At 74.0% G+C, this 18,369-nt stretch carries 20 protein-coding genes and 1 pseudogene; 7 read left to right on the forward strand and 14 right to left on the reverse strand.

Going from position 1 to position 18,369, the window contains the following annotated elements:
* Positions 1-96 precede the first annotated feature (96 nt).
* A complete protein-coding gene (locus J3R08_RS17475; RefSeq protein ID WP_166455877.1) occupies positions 97-1,044 on the reverse strand; it encodes an LpqB family beta-propeller domain-containing protein in 948 nt (315 codons plus the stop codon).
* A gap of 139 nt (positions 1,045-1,183) precedes the next feature.
* Here J3R08_RS17475 and J3R08_RS17480 point away from each other — a divergent pair, with 139 nt between their 5' ends.
* The 5 genes from J3R08_RS17480 to J3R08_RS17500 all read left to right on the forward strand — a co-directional run bounded on the left by J3R08_RS17480 (position 1,184) and on the right by J3R08_RS17500 (position 3,392).
* Positions 1,184-1,777, forward strand: coding sequence for an HD domain-containing protein (locus J3R08_RS17480; RefSeq protein ID WP_209962043.1), 594 nt, complete (start codon positions 1,184-1,186; stop codon positions 1,775-1,777).
* Positions 1,778-1,860: 83 nt separating this feature from the next.
* Positions 1,861-2,502 (forward strand): dihydrofolate reductase family protein, encoded by a 642-nt coding sequence (locus tag J3R08_RS17485; RefSeq protein ID WP_064445825.1) that lies wholly within the window; start codon positions 1,861-1,863, stop codon positions 2,500-2,502.
* 31 nt (positions 2,503-2,533) lie between these two features.
* The gene (locus J3R08_RS17490; RefSeq protein WP_064445824.1) at positions 2,534-3,013 is read left to right on the forward strand and encodes a DUF2975 domain-containing protein; all 480 of its coding nucleotides are present in this window, start codon (positions 2,534-2,536) and stop codon (positions 3,011-3,013) included.
* Complete coding sequence (locus J3R08_RS17495; protein ID WP_030499989.1) at positions 3,013-3,231, forward strand: helix-turn-helix transcriptional regulator; 219 nt, start codon at positions 3,013-3,015, stop codon at positions 3,229-3,231. The genes J3R08_RS17490 and J3R08_RS17495 overlap by 1 nt, the downstream gene beginning before the upstream one ends.
* On the forward strand, positions 3,228-3,392 hold the full coding sequence (locus J3R08_RS17500; protein ID WP_209962045.1) for a hypothetical protein: 165 nt from the start codon (positions 3,228-3,230) through the stop codon (positions 3,390-3,392). The genes J3R08_RS17495 and J3R08_RS17500 overlap by 4 nt, the downstream gene beginning before the upstream one ends.
* A 32-nt stretch (positions 3,393-3,424) precedes the next feature.
* Here the strand turns inward: J3R08_RS17500 and J3R08_RS17505 are convergent, their stop codons facing one another.
* From J3R08_RS17505 to J3R08_RS17515, 3 genes are all read right to left on the reverse strand, one after another.
* Complete coding sequence (locus J3R08_RS17505) at positions 3,425-4,624, reverse strand: RtcB family protein (protein ID WP_209962046.1); 1,200 nt, start codon at positions 4,622-4,624, stop codon at positions 3,425-3,427.
* A 373-nt stretch (positions 4,625-4,997) separates the two neighbouring features.
* Positions 4,998-5,672: an HAD family hydrolase gene (locus J3R08_RS17510; protein ID WP_166455879.1), complete on the reverse strand. Its 675-nt coding sequence runs from the start codon at positions 5,670-5,672 to the stop codon at positions 4,998-5,000.
* A gap of 76 nt (positions 5,673-5,748) precedes the next feature.
* A complete protein-coding gene (locus tag J3R08_RS17515; RefSeq protein ID WP_043323741.1) occupies positions 5,749-6,141 on the reverse strand; it encodes a hypothetical protein in 393 nt (130 codons plus the stop codon).
* Positions 6,142-6,288: 147 nt separating this feature from the next.
* Here J3R08_RS17515 and J3R08_RS17520 point away from each other — a divergent pair, with 147 nt between their 5' ends.
* Positions 6,289-7,062 (forward strand): alpha/beta hydrolase family protein, encoded by a 774-nt coding sequence (locus tag J3R08_RS17520; RefSeq protein ID WP_043323740.1) that lies wholly within the window; start codon positions 6,289-6,291, stop codon positions 7,060-7,062.
* Positions 7,063-7,072: 10 nt separating this feature from the next.
* On the opposite strand, the gene J3R08_RS17525 is transcribed toward J3R08_RS17520, so the two are convergent.
* Genes J3R08_RS17525 through J3R08_RS17535 form a run of 3 tightly spaced genes read right to left on the reverse strand, consistent with a single transcriptional unit; the run spans position 7,073 to position 9,462 of the window.
* Positions 7,073-7,579, reverse strand: coding sequence for a DinB family protein (locus tag J3R08_RS17525; RefSeq protein WP_043323738.1), 507 nt, complete (start codon positions 7,577-7,579; stop codon positions 7,073-7,075).
* Between the two features lie 44 nt (positions 7,580-7,623).
* A complete protein-coding gene (locus tag J3R08_RS17530; protein ID WP_209964280.1) occupies positions 7,624-8,436 on the reverse strand; it encodes a M15 family metallopeptidase in 813 nt (270 codons plus the stop codon).
* A 60-nt stretch (positions 8,437-8,496) separates the two neighbouring features.
* The gene (locus J3R08_RS17535) at positions 8,497-9,462 is read right to left on the reverse strand and encodes an acetylxylan esterase (RefSeq protein ID WP_069088601.1); all 966 of its coding nucleotides are present in this window, start codon (positions 9,460-9,462) and stop codon (positions 8,497-8,499) included.
* Between the two features lie 199 nt (positions 9,463-9,661).
* Here J3R08_RS17535 and J3R08_RS17540 point away from each other — a divergent pair, with 199 nt between their 5' ends.
* Positions 9,662-10,687: a LacI family DNA-binding transcriptional regulator gene (locus J3R08_RS17540; RefSeq protein WP_043323734.1), complete on the forward strand. Its 1,026-nt coding sequence runs from the start codon at positions 9,662-9,664 to the stop codon at positions 10,685-10,687.
* An 86-nt stretch (positions 10,688-10,773) separates the two neighbouring features.
* On the opposite strand, the pseudogene J3R08_RS17545 reads toward J3R08_RS17540, so the two are convergent.
* From J3R08_RS17545 to J3R08_RS17575, 7 genes and pseudogenes are all read right to left on the reverse strand, one after another.
* A pseudogene (locus J3R08_RS17545) lies at positions 10,774-11,988 on the reverse strand (D-alanyl-D-alanine carboxypeptidase family protein); the annotation flags it as partial.
* A gap of 100 nt (positions 11,989-12,088) precedes the next feature.
* Positions 12,089-12,811, reverse strand: a complete 723-nt coding sequence (locus J3R08_RS17550; RefSeq protein ID WP_069088599.1) for a polysaccharide deacetylase family protein — start codon at positions 12,809-12,811, stop codon at positions 12,089-12,091.
* Positions 12,808-13,971 carry a glycosyltransferase gene (locus tag J3R08_RS17555; RefSeq protein ID WP_064445817.1) on the reverse strand — a complete coding sequence of 388 codons (1,164 nt, stop codon included), beginning with the start codon at positions 13,969-13,971 and terminating at the stop codon, positions 12,808-12,810. The genes J3R08_RS17550 and J3R08_RS17555 overlap by 4 nt, the downstream gene beginning before the upstream one ends.
* A 54-nt stretch (positions 13,972-14,025) precedes the next feature.
* Positions 14,026-15,294 carry a D-alanyl-D-alanine carboxypeptidase family protein gene (locus J3R08_RS17560; protein WP_209962047.1) on the reverse strand — a complete coding sequence of 423 codons (1,269 nt, stop codon included), beginning with the start codon at positions 15,292-15,294 and terminating at the stop codon, positions 14,026-14,028.
* A 100-nt stretch (positions 15,295-15,394) separates the two neighbouring features.
* Entirely contained in the window at positions 15,395-15,811 is a 417-nt protein-coding gene (locus tag J3R08_RS17565) for a protein-tyrosine phosphatase family protein (protein ID WP_209962048.1), read from the reverse strand.
* Between the two features lie 98 nt (positions 15,812-15,909).
* Complete coding sequence (locus tag J3R08_RS17570) at positions 15,910-16,527, reverse strand: hypothetical protein (RefSeq protein WP_209962049.1); 618 nt, start codon at positions 16,525-16,527, stop codon at positions 15,910-15,912.
* Positions 16,528-16,540: 13 nt separating this feature from the next.
* Complete coding sequence (locus J3R08_RS17575) at positions 16,541-18,325, reverse strand: DUF4012 domain-containing protein (RefSeq protein WP_209962050.1); 1,785 nt, start codon at positions 18,323-18,325, stop codon at positions 16,541-16,543.
* Positions 18,326-18,369 lie beyond the last annotated feature (44 nt).

Genomic DNA, 18,369 nt, shown 5'->3' on the forward strand with positions numbered 1-18,369 from the left:
AGCGGACGCCGGCCCCGTCGGCGGCGTCCGCTCCAAGCCTCGCACCGGTCACGCCCGGCGGCGCGCATCCGGTCCGTGATGCGCGCGCCCGGTACGTCAGATCGCCCGCGCCCAGTCCAGCCGGGTGCTGTCGTCGTACTCGTCGCCGGGTATCCACCACTGCTCGCCGAAACCGCTGGTGGACACGATGATGTTGCCGCCGTCGGGGTACTCGTTCTCCGGCGGGATCGACAGCGCGGCGCAGTAGCGGCCGTCCGGGGAGAACACCGGGGACAGGTAGAACCGGGGTTCGTCGGTGAGCTTCTTCAGCCCGGTCCCGTTGATCCGCACCGAGGCGAGGGACTGGTTGAGCGTCTCCAGGTCCGGATACCAGCGGTCGGTGCAGAACACCACGCGCCCGGAGTCGGGCATGAAGACCGGCGAGCCGAACCGCTCGCCGGCCAGCGGTGTGTAGATCGGCCGCGCCCTGCCGGTCGCCAGGTCCAGCACGCGCAGCTGCGGCCCCTCGGAACGGCTGCGCCACCGCAGGGCGATCGAGGAGCCGTCCCGGGACCAGTCCGGGTCGGCCATGGTGTGCCCCTCGACCAGCACCCGGGTGGCACCGGTCGCCACGTCGACGGCGATCAGGCGGTCGTTGTCCTGCCCGGTGACCAGCGCGATCTCGGTGCCGTCCGGCGACCAGGTCGGCGCGCCGTAGCGGACGCCGAACGGGTCGGCGAGCAGCGTGCGCTTCTGGCCGGTGGTCCGGTCGTACACCGCGACGAACGGCTCCAGCGTGCCGTCGCCGGAGCGGGCCGTGTTGACCCAGGCCACGTACCGGCCGTCGGGCGAGGTCTTGGCGTGGTCCCCGTTCGGCAGCAGCTCCCGCGGCGTGGTGCGGCCCGGGTCGACCTGGAGCACACCCCAGCCGACGCTGACCAGCCACGGCCCGTTGACCGGCTCGGCGGCGGCCGCGCCGTGGGACGTGGCGGCCAGCCCGGTCGCGGCGGCCAGCCCGGTCAACGCGGCGGTACGCAGCAGGGCACGACGATTCAACGCTGTCATTCGACAACCCCCGTGAGAGACGTGGCCCTCACCCTCCCGAGTGGATCGATCGACGGGAATCGGGCGAGCGGCCGCTTCACGCTCGGCTGCTCGTCCATCACCGCTGGTGAGGCCGCAGCGACCCGGTACGCTCGCCCCGATGACCTCCGACGCCCTGCGCCGCGCCCTCACCGAGCCGGGTGACCCGCCGCTGCTCGCGCTGCCCGGCGTGGCGGTCGAGCTGCTGGCCGCCCTCGCCGCCCCGCCGCGCCTCGGCGCGCACCTGCGGCTGGTGCACGACGTCGCCTGGCACCTGACCGCCGCGTTCGCCGACCGGTTCGCCACGGTGCCGTTCGACAGGCAGGCGGTGCTGTTCGGCGCCGCGGTGCACGACCTCGGCAAGGTCGAGCATCCGGCCGAGCTGACCGGCCCGGGGTCCGCGCACGAGGAGGCGGGCTACCAGTTGCTGCTGCGCTTCGGCGTGCCGGAGGAGCGGGCCCGCTTCGCCGTCACCCACGCCGCCTGGCACTCCCCCGGCGTGCAGCTGGAGGACCTGATGGTCAGCCTGGCCGACAAGGTGTGGAAGGGCCGCCGGGTCGCCGACCTGGAGCAACTCGTGGTCGACCGGCTCGCCGGCATCACCGGCCAGGAGCGCTGGCAGACGTTCCTGGACCTCGACGACGTGCTCGCCGAGCTGGCCGCCGGCGCGGACCGCCGGCTGGCGTTCCAGGCCGAACATCCGGTGTACGGCTGACGCCGGACCGAGGACGGCGATGAGTCCGGTGCCGGTGCGCGGTCTTCGGTGAGTCGGTGTTCTCCGAGTCTCCGGGAGGAAGCATGAGCACCAGCGAAGCGCGGGGCCGGGTGCGGGCGTTCGTCACCGTGTCCCTGGACGGCTACGTCACCGGTCCGGACGACCACGCGGGCCAGGGGCTCGGTGCCGGCGGCGAGCGGCTGCACTACTGGGTGATGGGCGGGCCGTGGACGTACGACACGCCACGCGAACCCGGCGCCGGCATGACCGCCGAGGACCGCGCGTACTTCGACGAGCTGCTGGAGGGTGCCGGCGCGGCGCTGTGCGGCCGGGGCATGTACGACGCCGCGGGCGCCTGGGGCGGCCGGAACCCGTTCCAGACGCCCCTGGTCGTGCTCACCCACCGCACCGCCGACCAGCCAGATCCGGACGCGGGTTTCCTCATGGTCGACGGGTTCGACGCGGCGCTGGCGGCGGCCCGGCGTACGGCCGGGGACGGTGCGGTGATCATCGGCGGGGGCGCCGCCGTCATCCGGCAGGCGCTCGCCGCCGGCGTGGTCGACGAGCTGGGCCTGTCCACGGCTCCGGTGGTGCTCGGCGGCGGGAAGCGGCTCTTCGAGGGCTTCGACCGGGACGTCGACCTGGAGATCTGCGCCGTGCACCACTCGCGGTACGCCGTGCACGTCCGCTACGCCGTCACCCGCCGCGCGAGCGATACCGATTGACTTTCGATAGGTTCCGCGCGATAGTCGATGCATGCTTACGGCGCAACGCGCGGTGACACCACTCCGCGCCTTCCTGGTCCTGCTGTTCGCGGTCCTGGTGCTGTTCCAGACCATGTCGCTGCCCGGCCAGTTCGCCCACATGGCCCGGGAAGACCCGGACATGGCGTACCTGCGATGGCCCGCCACCGCGGTCACGGTCTTCTGGGTGCTCTGCGTCCAGGTGGTGATCGTCTGCACCTGGCACCTGCTCACCCTGGTCAAGCGCGACCGCATCTTCACCGAGGCGTCCCTGCGCTGGGTCGACGGGATCGTCTGGGCGGTCGCCGCCGCCTGGGTGGTGCTCGTCGGGGTGTTCCTCTATGTGGGCTTCAACGCCGACGACCCCGGGCTGCCGCTGCTGCTGTTCCTGCTGGTCACCGGCGTCACCGTGCTGGGGCTGCTGATGGTTGTGCTGCGCGCGCTGCTGCGCCAGGCCACCACGCTGCGCACCGACATGGAAGCGGTGATCTGATGCCGATCGTCGTGCGCATCGACGTGGAGCTGGCCAAGCGCAAGATGAGCGTCGGCGAGTTCGCCGAGCGCGTGGGGCTCACCCCGGCCAACGTCGCCGTGCTCAAGAACGGCCGCGCCAAGGCCGTCCGGTTCAGCACCCTGGAGGCCATGTGCCGGGTGCTCGACTGCCAGCCCGGCGACCTGCTCGAATGGGTCCCCGACGAGGAGGAGCGATGAGGCACCTGGCCGCCGCCGTGGCGGTGCTCGCCGTCGCGCTCGGCGTCGCCGGCTTCGTGTACGGGGAGGCCGACGACTCCCCCGGCCTCCAGCTCCTGTCCGCGCTGCTCGTCATCGGCGCGGTAGCCATCGGCGTACGCGTCGCCCGGCGTACCCGTTAGGGCCGGCGCCCCCTCGACGCCGGCCCTACCGCTCAGCCCTTCACGCAGACGACCTGCTTGAGGTGGGCGACCACCTCGACCAGGTCCTCCTGCTGGGCCATCACCTCGGTGATGTCCTTGTACGCGCCGGGAATCTCGTCCACCACACCGGCATCCTTACGGCACTCCACACCGGCGGTCTGCGCGGCCAGATCCGCCGTGCTGTACGTGCGCTTCGCCTGCCCCCGCGACATCCGCCGCCCGGCCCCGTGCGACGCCGAGCAGTACGCGTCGACGTTGCCCTTGCCGCGCACGATGTACGACCCGGTGCCCATCGAGCCGGGGATGATGCCCAGGTCCCCCTTACCGGCCCGGATCGCGCCCTTGCGGGTCACCAGCACGTCCACCCCGTCGTAGCTCTCCTCCGCCACGTAGTTGTGGTGGCAGGAGATCGGCTCGTCGTAGCGCACGTGCGGGAACGCCTCCCGGACCACCTGGCTCAGCAGCGCGAGCATGACCGCCCGGTTACGCCGGGCGTACTCCTGCGCCCACCACAGGTCCCGCCGGTACGCCTCCATCTCCGACGTGCCGGCGAGGAACACCGCGAGGTCCCGGTCCGGCAGGTCGGTGTTGTGCGGCAGCCCGCGCGCCACCGACATGTGCCGCTCGGCCAGTTCCTTGCCGATGTTGCGGGAACCGGAGTGCAGCATCAGCCAGACCCGGCCGTCGTCCGGGCCACCCTGCTCCAGGCAGACCTCGATGAAGTGGTTGCCGCCGCCGAGCGTGCCGAGCTGCCGCTGCGCCCGCGTCTCGAGCTGGGCGACCTTCCGGTCCAGCGTGGCGAACCGCCGCCAGAACTCGTCCCAGCCGGCCTGCTCCAGGCCCCGGACCCGCCGCGGATCGACAGCGTCGTCGCGCATCGCGAAGCCGACCGGGATCGCCGCCTCGATTGCCGAACGCAGCGGCGCGAGGTCGTCGGGCAGGTCGGCGGCGGTCAGCGAGGTCCGCACCGCGGACATGCCGCAGCCGATGTCCACGCCGACCGCGGCCGGCGACACGGCCTGCCGCATCGCGATCACCGAGCCGACTGTGGCGCCCTTGCCGAAGTGCACGTCCGGCATCACCGCGACGCCCTGCACCCACGGCAGCGCGCCGATGTTGCGCAGCTGCCGGGCCGCCTGCGCCTCGATCGTGTACGGGTCGGTCCAGACGCGGACCGGCGCCCGGGTACCGGCCAGCGGGGTGAAACCCATCGTCGTCTCCTTGCTCGTGTCCGTCGGAGATAGGTACCCCGGAAACGGAGAACCGCCCTGCTCCGGTGTCGGGGCGGGCGGTTCGCGCGGATCGTCGCGCCGGCGCTAGACGCGCCACCACCCTGGTTGCCACTGCCGTTCCCGGCCCGTGCCCGGCTCGGGCAGCAGGGCACCGGCGCGCGGCGCTTGCCGCTCGGCGCGGGTGCGGTTCTGCTGCGACACGGTGGACTCCCCTGGTGGATCAGATCGACGTTGCCCGCTCACCGTACGGCCGCCACGCACCGGCGGCAACGCGAATTTGCGACAGCACTGAACCTTTCCGCGCACGCGCTGATTACCAGGAGCTTCACGTGAGTGACCAGCGAAAGACCCGTCAGGACGGAACCTGGGCAAGCCTGAGCACGTATTCAAATCCGCGTTTCTGCGCGGGCGAATCCACCATTGGCAGGATCAGCGCCGGTATGCCGGCGGCAACCGATCCGCCGTCGCCGGCGGGATGATCACCGACCATCAGGGTCTGGCCCGGTGCGGCATGGAGGGCTTCGAGGGCGGCGACCCAGATCAGAGGGTCCGGTTTGACGAAGCCGACCTCGTAGGACAGTACGAACGCATCGACATAGCCGTCGAGTCCATGCCGCGCAAAGCATGTGCGGATGTCCCAGCCGACGTTGCTGACGACGCCGATGCGAACACCGCTGTCACGCAATGCGGACAGGGTGGCGACGGTGTCGGCGTACGGCTCGACTGCTTCGGCGTGTGTTTCGTGCATGGCCGATGCCAGCGCCTGGTCCACCCCAGGAATCTGTTCCAGCACAGCGAGGATCGCCCGATCCCAGAATCGCGGGTCCAGATCTCGGGCGATGTGGGCCGGATCCGTGGCCGTCTCCCGCAACAGTTCCGCGAAGTCGCCGGCAATACGGTGCGCCTCGCCGACAGCCAATGTCCGGTCGATCGATGCCGCCGCGTTGCCCACCCAGCGCTCCGAGTCTCTGGCGAACAGAGTCCACGCGAAGTCGAACAGTACTGTCGTCACGCGCCTGGCGGTCATCGCATCACCCTAGATCGACACGGCGCGTCCGGGAGCGGCGGTCGACCTGGATCGGGCCGGGCCAGGGTGCCCGGCCTCAGCCGGCCTGCGCGACCGGGTGGCGCCGCATCTCCTCCATGAACGGGTAGCGCGCGGTCAGCTCGGCGAGCGTGATCCCCGCCCGCCAGGCGGCCGCCACCTGCGCGACCTGGAGCAGGTCGGTGGCGTCGCCGCGGGCCTGGACGTCGCCGTCCACCCTCAGGTCGATCATGAAGTAGCGGGCCTGGGAGCCGAGGCTGACGCAGACCACGCCCCGGGGGGAGGTCATCTCGGCGCAGGTGAAGCGGCTGCGCCCCTGCTCGGGCGCGGAGACCGCGCCGACGTCGAGCTGGTGCGCGGCGGCGGTCGCCACGAGCGCGGGGGCGAGACCACCCGGCTCGACCAGGTCCGGGTAGAGGCGCACACCCAGTGCGGCCGACACGTCGCTCATGCCTGACTCCCACTTCCTTGTGACAGAGACCAGCAGCGCGCAGGTTACGGGTGTGTTACCGGCACGCACGGCCATCCTGTCCCGTACGACCGTCCGGGGGCAATAGGAACGCCCTCATCGAACCCCTGCGAGGTACGCTCCCGCCTCATGGCGCACATCCGGTGTGACTTCTTCTCCGAGGCGCTCGGCGTGGGCACCTCGATGACGGTGCTGCTGCCCGACCCGGGCGCCGCCGGGATCGGCATGGCGGGTTCCGGCGCGGACGGTGACCCGCCGGTGCTCTACCTGCTGCACGGGCTGACCGACGACGACACGGTGTGGACGCGCCGCACGTCGATCGAGCGGTACGTGGCGCCGCTGGGGCTGGCCGTGGTGATGCCGCAGGTGCAGCGCAGCTTCTACTGCGACGAGGCGCACGGCAACCGCTACTGGACGTTCCTCAGCGAGGAGCTGCCCGAGGTGTGCCGGTCGTTCTTCCGGCTGTCCGACCGCCGGGAGGACACATTCGTCGCGGGCCTGTCGATGGGCGGCTACGGCGCGCTCAAGTGGGCGCTGCGCCGGCCGGAGCGGTTCGCGGCGGCGGCCAGCCTGTCCGGCGCGCTGGACGTGACCCGCCGCCGCCACCATCCGACCCACCCGGTCGACCCGGCGGTGTGGCACACGGTCTGGGGCGACGACCCGGTGCCGGCGGACGACGACACGGTGGGGCTGCTGGAGCGCTCCGGCGACGACCGGCCGGCGCTCTACGTCGCGTGCGGCACCGAGGACTTCCTGTACGAGGACAACGTGCGGTTCCTCGACGCGGCCCGCAAGCGCGACGTGCCGGTCACCGTCGACTTCGGTCCGGGGGACCACGACTGGGCGTACTGGGACGCACGCATCTCCGACGTGCTGGCCTGGCTGCCGCTGCGCACGCGCTGAGCGGCCGGACTCAGACGCCGACGGTGCCGTCGATCGCCTCGCGGATCAGGTCGGCGTGCCCGTTGTGGCGGGCGTACTCGTGCAGCATGTGCAGCATGACCAGGCGCAGCGACACGTCCTCACCCCAGCGTGCCTGGTGACCTGTCACGTCGAGCGAGGCGGCCTCCCGCTCGATGCGCCGGGCGTGCTCGATCTCGCGCTGCCACGCCTCGAACGCCTCCGCCACGTCGGCGTCGCGGGCGTCGTACGCCTGCTGGAAGTCACCGGTGTCCGACCACACCAGCGGCACGTCCTCGGCGGCGATGACCCGGCGGAACCAGGTGCGCTCCACCTCCGCCATGTGCCGGACCAGCCCGAGCAGGGACAGCGTGGACGGCGGCGACGCCTGCCGGCGCAACTGCTCGTCGGTCAGCCCCTCGCACTTGAGGGCGAGCGTGGCCCGGTGGAAGTCGAGGAACGCGCGCAGCGACTCCCGCTCCCCGCCGAGCAGCGGCGGGCCGATCCGTTCGGTCTCCATGAACGCCCACCCTAGCCGCAATCGATCATGGTGGAACGACCGCGTCACCGCAGCGACGAACCGGCCACCGGGAAGTCGAACCAGGTGTCCGGGTACGGCTCGTCGACGTAGCGGTAGTGCCACCACTCCAGCGGATAGTTCTCGAAGCCCTGCGCGGACATCAGCCGGCGCAGCAGGTCCCTGTTGTTGCGGGCGGTGTCGCTGATCCGCGCGTCGGCGGTGTGGGCACGCGGGTCGAAGCAGTCGAAGCCGGTGCCCATGTCGATCGAGTCGTCGGCGAAGCGGCGCCCGGCCGCGTCGGTGCAGGGCACCAGCGGCTGACCGGGCGTGTACCCGGCCTGCGGGGGCCCGGAGACCGGGACCAGGGTCAGGTCGACGGTGCTGCCCCGGCTGTGCGCGGTGGGCGCGCCGATGTACCCGTCGGCGAAGAGCCGGTCCTTCGGCACGGCGGGGTAGAACTCGCCCTTCATCAGCTGTTCGCCGGGGAGTTTCGCCCAGGCGACGAAGTCGTCGGCGGCGCGCTGCGGGCGGTAGCAGTCGTACACCTTGAGGCTGTGCCCGCCGGCGAGCGCGGCGGTCTGCACCCGGTGCAGCGCCTGCGCCGCCGGGCGGGTGAGCAGGCAGCGTGGTTCGGCGTACCCGTCGATCGGACGGCCGACGAAGTTGTGCGAGCCCGCGTACCGGATGTCGGTGCGGACGGTGGGGTCGACGGTGCTGAGGTCCACGAAGTCCGCCGGGGCCCGCGGGCCGGTCGGGGTGGCGGACGGCGGCGCGGACGGCGACGGCGACGGCGCGGGCCGCTGGCAGGCGGCGGCGAGCAGCGCGGTCGCCACGGCCAGGCCCGCCGTCGCGCGCATGCCGGTGCCCATCCGCCGTGTCTACCAGCCCGGGCGGGCCGGCATCGGCGGAACCGGTGGTCAGCCGCCCAGCACGGTACGCAGGAAGTCCACAGCGGCGGCGTCGTCGTCGATGCCGCCCGCCTCGTGGCCGTTGAACCGCCACACCGTCAGGTCCTTGTCGCCCCGGTAGTCGTGGTAGGCGGCGTAGACCGTGGACGGCGGGACGATCTCGTCCATCAGCGCGACGGAGAACCGGGCCGGCGCGGTGGCGCGGCGGGCGAACGCGACGCCGTCGACGTAGCCGAGCGTGCGCAGCGTCTGCTCCTCGCGGTCGCGGTGCACGGCGAGGTAGTCCCGGATCTCCCGGAACGGCGCGGAGTCGGTGATCGTGATCGCGCGCGGGATGTCGCAGAGGAACGGCACGTACGCCACCGCCGCGCGTACCGACGGCGCCAGCGCGGCGGCCGCGAGCGCTGCGGCCCCGCCCTGGCTGTGACCGAGAACGGCGATCCGGTCCGGGTCGACTGCCGGCAGCTCACGCGCGGCGTCCACGGCGCGGACCGCGTCGGTGAGGAAACGACGGTAGTAGTACTTGTTCGGGTCCTCGATGCCCCGGGTGGCCATGCCCGGCGCCTGCGGCCCGGCGGCGGCCACGTCCGGGGTGTCGCCCCGGCTCCACCCCGAGCCCTGGCCACGGGTGTCCATCTGGAGGTGGGCGAAGCCGGCCGCGGACCAGAGCAGGTTCTCCAGCGCGTGGCCGCGCCCGCCGCCGTACCCGACGTACTGCACGATCGTGGGCAGCGGGCCGGACGCGCCGCGCGGCGCCCGCAGCCACGCACGGATCGGCTGTCCGGCGAAGCCGGGGAAGGTCACGTCGAAGACGTCGACACCGGTCAGCGGCGTCGGCAGCGGGGTCGCCGTCACGGGGTCGCCGCACGAGCGCGCCTGTGCGAGAGTGTCAGCCCAAAAGGCGTCGAAGTCGGCAGGCTCGTGCAGGTCGCTGCGGTAGGTACGGAGTTCGGCCTCGGTCAGGTCGGTGAGCACGCCTCGGTCTTCCTCGTCGTTCGTCGGGGGTGGACGGCGAGCCGCCGGAAGATGACTGGCGCATTTCCGGAACGTTTCCGCAACTCGTGCGAACGCTAGGGCCGGTCCGGCCTGTCGTCAAGCCCTCTGCGTACGGCAAGATGTGCGTGGGGCGGGACGGTCTACCGGTCGGTTCCGGCAGCCGGCGAAGGGAACACGGGTGAGCGCGGACGACGAACGCAGGGTGACCATCACCGCGATCGCACGGGAGGCCGGCGTCTCGGTCCCGACCGTGTCGCGCGTGCTCAACGGGCGGTCCGACGTCGCGCCGGACACGCGGGAACGGGTCGAGGAGCTGCTGCGCCACCACGGCTACCGGCGCCGGGGCAGCCGTACGGTGCGCCGGGCGGACCTGGTCGACCTGGTCTTCAACGACCTGGACAGCCCTTGGGCCGTGGAGATCATCCGCGGCGTGGAGGACGTCAGTCACGCCGCCGGGGTGGGCACCGTCGTCTCGGCGATCCACCGCGAGTCCAGCTCCACCCGGCAGTGGCTGCACAACCTGCGCGCCCGCGCGTCCGACGGCGTGATCGTGGTGACCTCGCACCTGAGCCCGGCCGTGCAGGCCCAGTTGCGCCGCCTCAACGTGCCGGTGGTGGTGGTCGACCCGGCCGCCGGCGTGGCCGCCACCGACGTGCCGGCGATCGGCGCCACCAACTGGACCGGCGGCCTGGCCGCCACCGAGCACCTGCTCAAGCTCGGCCACCGGCGGATCGGTTTCGTGGCCGGCCCGCCGCACCTGCTGTGCAGCCGGGCCCGGCTGGACGGCTACCGGGCCGCGCTGGCCGCTGCCGGTGTGGCCGCCGACGACCGGCTGGTGCAGCCCGGCGACTTCTACCACGCCTCCGGGTTCACCGCCGGTGGCGCGCTGCTCGACCTCGACGAGCCGCCGACGGCCATCTTCGCGGCGAGCGACCAGATGGCGTTCGGGGTGTACGAGGCGGTGCGCCGGCGCGGACTGCGGGTCTGCGACGACGTGAGCGTGGTGGGCTTCGACGACCTGCCCGAGGCACGGTGGGCCTCACCGCCGCTGACCACCGTCCGCCAGCCCCTCGTCGAGATGGGGCGGCTCGCCGCGCGTACCGTGCTGCGGCTGGCCCAGGGTGAGGAGATCGACTCGCCCCGGGTCGAACTGGCCACCGAACTGGTGGTGCGCGACAGCACCGCGGCGCCCGCCTGCCGCTGACCCGGACCGCCGCTTTCAGTCCTGTTCCGGAATTTCGGCTCGCGCAGAACCGGCCCGGTCGACATGGTGGCGGCGGCCGCCGCGGCGTGCCGGCGCCGCCGTGCCAGCAGCACCGCTCCCCCGGCCGTCAGCACCGCGCCCACCGCCACCGTCACACCGGCGCTGGGCGCGGCGCCGGGGCCCGGCGCGCCGCCACGCAGGTCGGCGTGCCCGGCCAGGGCCGACGCCCCGCCGCCCGCCGGTGGCGCGGTCCGGTCCAGCTCACCCGGCTCGACCAGCCGCCCGACCGAGGCGTCCCGAGGCTGCGCGAATCCCCAGTCCAGCAGCGCGGCGCCCTGCTGCCAGCCCCGCTGGCTGGTCACCTCGGCGCCGAGCAGCGTGACCACGAGCCGCCGCCCGCCGCGCTCGGCGGCGCCGACGTAGGTGTGCCGGGCCAGGTCGGTGAAGCCGGTCTTGCCGCCGATCGCGCCCGGGTACTGGTCCAGCAGCATGTTGTCGTTGGAGATCGCGAACGCCTTCTTGCGCAGCGCCGGCTGGGCCGGGATCTGCGCCGTACGGGTGGCGGCGTACCGGCGGAAGGCCGGGTTCGCGAAGCACGCCCGCGCGATGAGCGCCAGGTCGTACGCGCTGGTGAACTGGCCCGGACCGTCCAGCCCGGACGGGGTGACCGCGTGGGTCTGCCGCGCGCCGAGCCGGTGCGCCTCCTCGTTCATCGCCCGCACCCCGCCGGCCAGCCCGTCCGGGCCGCCGCCGAGGCGGGCCAGCGCGTTCGCCGCCTCGTTGCCGGAACGCAGCAGCAGTCCCAGCCAGATCGTCTCGATCCGGTACCGCCCGCCCTCGACCAGCCCGACCGCCGAGCTGCCCGGTTCCACGGCCAGATCCCCGGCGGTCACGGTGACCTCCCGGTTCGGGTCCAGCCGGGGCAGCATCGTGGCCGCCAGCAGCAGCTTCTGCACGCTCGCGGGCACCGCGTACTCGTGCGGCCCGCAGCCGCCGAGCACCGCGCCGCTGTCCAGGTCGGCGACCACCCAGGAGGTGGCGGTGACCGGCGGCGGCGCGGTCGACGCGGGCGGGACGACCAGCCCGGCGGTGTCCAGCGCCGCGCCGCCGACGGCCCGCGCGGCCGGATCGGGCGCGGGCGGCGGCTGCGGCGGCCGGGTCGACGGGGGCGGCACGTTCGGGCAGGGCGGCGCGGCCGGCATCCGGCGTACGGGCGCGCGGACGCCCGCCACCGCGGGCGTCGCCGACACCGGCACCAGCAGGGCGGCGGCCAGCGCCACGAAGGATCCCCAGGTCCTCATGACCCGGACGCTAGCCACGCCGACCCGAACGGGTCACCGGCTCCGGGATTCGGGCCCCGGCGCCGGGGCCACGCGGTAGGCTCCCCCGCCCGTGCCCGGATCAGCGCGCGGGCAGCCCGTGACCGCTGAGCGGGCCGACGTGCCATCCGCGGCGACGGCACTCGGCCAGCACGCGCGGAAGCGCGGCGACACCGGCCCGCCAGGCGCCCGGCGCGGCGGTACGGGAGGAGTCGTGCAGCAGGATCGTGCCGCCTCCCTCCAGCCCGGACAGGACGGTTCGCGCGACCGTGTCGGCGGTGGCCGTGGCGGTCCAGTCCCGCCCCCAGCAGCTCCACAGCACCGGCCGCAGACGCAGCCGCCGGGCGGCCGTGAGCGCCGCGGCGGTGAGCACGCCGTACGGCGGTCGCAGGAACCGGGGCGCACGGCCGGTCACGTCCGTGACCAGGTCGTACGCGCGGGTCAGGTCCCGGACGGTGCGGGCCGGGCCGCGCAGCAGCAGGTTGTCGTGCGTCCAGCCGTGCACGGCCACCTCGTGGCCGTCGTCGACCAGCCGGCGGCCCAGCGCCGGGTTGCGCCGCAGCATCGCGCCGAGCACGAAGAACGTGGCACGGACCCGGTGCGCCGCCAGCACGTCCAGGACGTGGCCGGTGGACTCCGGGTCCGGGCCGTCGTCGAAGGTCAGCGCGACCCGGTCGGGCGCCCCGATTCCGTGCAGGCCGGGCAGCCACCGCCGCCGCACGGCGGGCAGCGCCGTGACCGACGGCGCCACCTGCAACACCGGCAGCGCGAGCGCGGCGGCCCGGGCCAGGGTCGCCGCTCTCATCGCAGACCGCCGGTGGACTGCAGCATCGCGGCGAGTACGGCGACCGCGTCGCCGACCGGGTCCAGCAACGGGCGGCGCGTGCCGGCCGAACCCGCGGGCGGCGCCCGGCGAGCCGCCTCGGCGACCAGACCGGCCGGGTCCTGGGACACGTCGTCGTGGGACGGGACCACCGGTGAAGTCCCGATCACCGCCGCGAGCACCGGCCCGAGCTGCTGCGGTGTGCCCGCCCACCGGCTCAGGCCGGCGCGGGCCAGGATCGCGGCGTTCGCACGCCCGTGACCGGCGATGGGCCGGTACGTGACCACCGGCAGCCCGGCCGCCAGCGCCTCCTGGCAGGTCAGCCCGCCGGCGTTCTCCACCATCACGTCGACGGCGCGCATCAGTGCCGGCATGTCGTCGACCCAGCCCAGCACGTACCGGCCGGCGCCGTGCAGCCGGCGGCGCAGCGCCGCGTTGTGCCCGCACACCACCACCGGGCGGACACCCGCCGCGGCGACCTCGGCCACCGTCGCCGGCACCTCGCCGGCGCCCCAGGAGCCCGCGACGACAAGCGCGAGCACACCGTCGGCCGGCAGGCCGAACCGCTGCCGGGCCCGCTGCCGGTCCTCCGGGCCGGGCCGGGCGAAGGCGCGGGACACCAGCGGCTGCACCACCGTGACGTCGGCGGCGTCGGCCTGGCGCGTCTCGGCGTGGCGGACCGCGCAGTACACGTCCACGCCCGGCGCGAGCCAGGTCGGGTGCACCACGAAATCGGTCACGTAGGTGATCACCGGGACACGGAGCCGCCCGTGCCGCCGCAACGGGCCGAGGAGCTGGTTGGCGAACGGATAGGTGGTGACCACGGCCCGGGTGTCGGACGGGATGCGGCGGCGCAGGCGACGGCGCAACGGCCTCAGCAGCGCGCGGATCGCGCGTACGGCCGTCGGTGAGCTGCCGGTCAGCCGGAACAGCGCGTGGTAGCCCCACGGGAGCCGGTGCAGCACCCCCCGGTACGTCTCGCGCACCGCCCGGTGCAGCGGGCGGGGCAGCAGGTGCAGAAGGTTCAGCCGGTCCACCGCGAAGCCCCGCGCACGCAGCCGTTGCGCCAGCTCGTCAGCGGCCCGGTCGTGTCCGGCGCCGATGTCCGCCGAGACCACCACGATCCGGCCCGGGTGCTCCATGCCGGGCGCATACCCACGGAATCGGTGTCCACGCGACCCGCCGGGACGCCGGGTTCAGGCGCGGCGGCGTCCGCGGCGGCGGGACCGGCCCCGGCGGGCGGCGAGCACCGCCGCCACCCCGCCGACGGTGAGGGCGAGCAGACCGGCGAGCGGCACGATCATCCGCCAGTCCCCCTCGCCGACGCGGCGCAGCGCGGTGCCGGCCGGCCCCCGCCACGGCGGCGAGACGGTGCGGGCCGGCGCGGCGGCGGGAGCGTTACGGGGTTCCGCCGCCGCGGCGTCCCCCTCACCCGGCTCCACCAGCCGGCCGACCGAGGCGTCCCGGGGCAGCCCGAAGCCCCAGTCGAGCAGCTGGGCGCCCTGCTGCCAGCCGCGTACCGGCCTGGCCTCGGCACCGAGCAGCGTCACCACGAGACGGCGTCCGCCGCGTTGCGCGGCGCCGACGTAACTGTGCCGGGCCAGCTCGGTGAAACCGGTCTTGCCGCCGAGCGCGCCCGGATAGCGATAGATCAGCTGGTTCTCGTTCTGGATCTGGAACCCGCCCTTCTTCAGGGCGGGCTGGGCCGGGATCTGTGTGCGTTCGGTGAGCGCGTACCGGCGGAACGCGGCGTCGGCGAAGCAGGCCCGCGCGATCAGCGCCAGGTCGTACGCGGTGGTGAACTGCCCGGGGCCGTCCAGTCCGGACGGGGTGACCGCGTGGGTCTGCCCGGCGCCGAGCCGGCGGGCCTGCGCGTTCATCTCGGCGACGCCGGCCTGCGTGCTGCCGGCGCCGAGACGGGCCAGCATGTTCGCCGCGTCGTTGCCGGACTGCAGGAGCAGGCCCAGCCAGAGCGTCTCCACGCTGTAGCGGCCACCGACGAGCAGCCCGACGGCCGAGCTGCCCGGTTCGATGTCGAGGTCGGCGCGGGTCGCGACGGCCACCTGCTTCGGGTCGAGCCGGCTCAGCATGGTGGCGGCCAGCAGCAGTTTCTGGGTGCTGGCCGGCGTGCCGGGGACGTGCGCCCCGCACGCGCCCAGAACGGCGCCGGTGTCCAGGTCCGCCACGAGCCAGGTGCTGGCGGTGACCGCCGGGGGCGCGGGGCTGCCCGGCGGCGCGACCAGTCCGGCGCCGGCCAGCGCCTCCCCGCCCACCGCCGCCTGTTCGGGTGTCGTGGCCGGCGGCGTGGGGCGGGGCGGCCGGCTCACCTTCGGCGCGGGCTGCCGGGGGCAGGGCACGGTGGCGCCGGGCGCGGGGGCCGTCCCGGGGGCGGCCGGCGCCGGTGCGGGTGTCCCGGCGGCGAGCAGGGTGACGGCGGTGACGGCGGCCAGGACCCGGGCTCTCATGAGAAGGCACCATACCGAGCCCGTTGATCAGGGCCGGGTGGCTCACCGGGGCCGTGACGCGGCGCCGATCGCCCGGCCCCGCTCGGTGACCGGCCGGGGGTCAGCGCACGCCGCGCAACCACCATCGTTGCCACGGCGTCTCCACCGCCTTCCGGTGGTAGCGGGAGCGGACCCAGGCCACCGCCCGGGCGGGCGGCAGCCCGTCCAGTACGGCGAAGGCGGCGAGCGCGGTTCCGGTACGCCCCACACCGCCGTGGCAGGCCACCTCGACCCGCTCGCCCGCGTACGCGCGCCGCCACGCCTCCCGCAGCGCGTCGAGCGCGTCGGCGCGGTCGGCCGGGATCCAGAAGTCGGGCCAGCGGACGCGCCGGGCGGGCCACTCCGGTTCGGGGCCGGGCGCCAGCAGCAGCGCGAAGTCGGCGGGCGAGGCGGGCTCGGCGACTCGCCGCCCGCGGACGGTGGCGCCCCCGGGCAGCGTGAGCAGGCCGGTCCGGTCGGTCCACGGTGTCGCGTCCATGGCTTATTCTGGCCCGACGCCGGGACACGTGAGTGCCCGCCGGACGCGGTCCGGCGGGCACTCACGATCGAGCCGGGTCTTTCCCGGCGCGCCCCGGATCAGCCGAGGCGACGGCGACGCCAGGCCATGGAGGCCAGCAGCAGCACCGCGCCGGCGGCGGCGAGGCCCCCACCGAGCTTCAGCGGCGTGCCGATGCTGTCACCGGTGACCGGCAGCCCGTGGTGCGGGGACTTGGTCGGCCGCGGCGGCAGGACGGTGCCGGTGGCGCTGGCGATCCGACCGGACGTCAGACCGGTGGCGGTGAACGTGTACCGCCCGGGCCGGGTCGGCCGGTAGGTCACGGTGAAGTTGCCGCTGGCGTCGGTCGTCACGGTGAACGTGGTCGGCGCGGGCTGCGGCTGGGCGCGGTTGGGCGTGTAGGCGACCGGCGCCATCGCCACCGTGCTGCCGTCGCTGCGTCGCGCGGAACCGTCGGCCGGGGCGGCCGCGGGCAGGCCCGAGATCGCCACGTCGATTCGGACCGTCTCGTTCGGCCCGAAGTTCGATCCCCGCAGGGTGAACGTCTCGCCGAGCCGGATGGTCGTCGGTGAGACGGTCAGCGACGCGACCTCGGGCGGGTAGACCGGGGGTTGCGGCTGCGCCGCCCCGGCCGCGGTCGGCACGGCCGCTACGGCCAGGCCCACCGTGAGCGCCATGATGATGCGGGATAGCCGCATGATGGTTTCCCTCCTACTGTTCACAGCTTGGTGCGTTGACTACTTGGGTGGTCCATGGGGTGACGGTGGGCGTGTGCACCAGCTCGGCCGTCCCGGCGCCGGTCTGGCCGGTGAGCACCGTGACGTCGAGCGTCCGGGTCTGCCCCGGGCGGGTCTCCACGTTGGCCACCGCCACCTGGCGGCGGCCGTCGGTGCCGCTGCCCATCGCGGTGTCCCTCCCGTCGAGCCGCCCGGTGAGGACGGCGCCCCCGGTGGGCGTGTGGACGGAGACGAAGGTGCGTGCGGTGTACTTGTCGCCGGACAGGGCCAGCCCGGTCACCGACTTGGTCAGGCCCGACTTCGGGGCGGTGGAGTGCACCGTCACCTTCAGCCGCAGCTCGCGGCGCCCGTCCGGATGGCATTCGCCGACCGTCACGGTGGCCGAGAACCTGAGGTAGTAACCGAGCTTCGCGCCGCTGCCGTCGTTGAGGAACACGCCGACAGTCGGCACGGTGTCCTTCTCCGGGAGCTGACCCGCCAGCCGGGTGTCGGCCAGCGCGCGCTGCTCATCGGATCGGACACTCCAGAACAATATCCGACGTTCGTTAATGGAACGACTAAAAACGGTCAAAAGCGACCGAGGGTCGACCGTCTTGGTGAACAACGTGTCGAACACGCCGGACGCGGCCCGGGCGAAGAACACGTCCTGGTCCTTCGTGTCCAGGTCCCGGTACGAGTCACTGAGCAGCGTCCGCACGGCGGTGGCGGCGGCCAGCGAAGGCCCGTCCGGCACGGTCACCGGGCCGACCACGCCGAGCAGGTACGACAGGACCACGGGGTCCACCGCCAGCACGCCGTCCACGGTGGTGCCGGTACGGCGGCGCACCATGTCCCGGTAGAGCGCGGCGGCGGCCGGGAAGTCCGGGCTGAGGTTCACATCCGCCGGATAGATGCCCGGCAGGTCGCCCCAGAGCCGCTTCGCCTCCGCGCCGATCTTGAGTGGTGGGTCGAAGGGACCCATGCCGGCCGAGGTGCCCTGCTTGACCAACCGGACCCGGCCGCCCTCGGCCCGCAGCACCGCGTACGCGCCGAACATGCCGCCTGTGGCGCGCAGCTCGGCCGGATTCTGCGAGACGAGCAGATAACTGCGTGGCCCGTCCGCGCCGAGCAGCGGCGGCAGCAGCCGCGCGCCCCGATCCGCCGCCGAGGTCAGCTCGCCCAGTCTGTCCAGCTCCGCGCGCAGCGCGGTGACCGCGTCGCGCACCTGCGCCACGAGGCTGTCCACCGGCACCTGCCGCAACCGCTCGGCGGTGGCCCGGACCGCCTGGTCGGCCGCCGCGACCTCGGCCGAGACCCCGCGCAGGCGGGCCAGGTCCAGCCGGCCCTGCTTCGGCACCAGCGAGGCGAGGTCGACCCGCAGCAGCGTGGGGAACGCGAGCCGGGCCAGGTCGTCCACCGCCACCGAGATCTGCCGCACCGCGGCCAGGTTGTCCCCCGCGTAGGGGGCCTGCTGGCCGGCCCACCAGACCGGATCCCCGGTAGCGCCGCGCGCGGCGGCCGCCTGCTCCTGCAACGCGGCGAGCGTGCGCTGCGCCCGGGCCACGTCGCCGTCGAGCACCTGGGCGCTGAGCTCCTTGGCCAGCCCGGCGGCGTTGACCAGGTGGGCGCGGGCCTGCCAGCCCCGGAACGCCACCCAGCCACCGGCGCTGAGCAGCACCGAGACGACGACCAGCCCGGTCAGCAGGATCCGGCGGACCCGGGCGCGCCGGCGCCGCCGCGAGCGCCGTCGGCGGCCGGGCGAAGGACCGGGTCCGGACACAAAATCCTCCTACGAGACGAATAAGACACTTTTCGCAATCGAGT

The organism is Micromonospora sp. HB375, assembly GCF_017872985.1.
GTDB classification, from domain to species: Bacteria; Actinomycetota; Actinomycetes; order Mycobacteriales; family Micromonosporaceae; genus Micromonospora; species Micromonospora chalcea.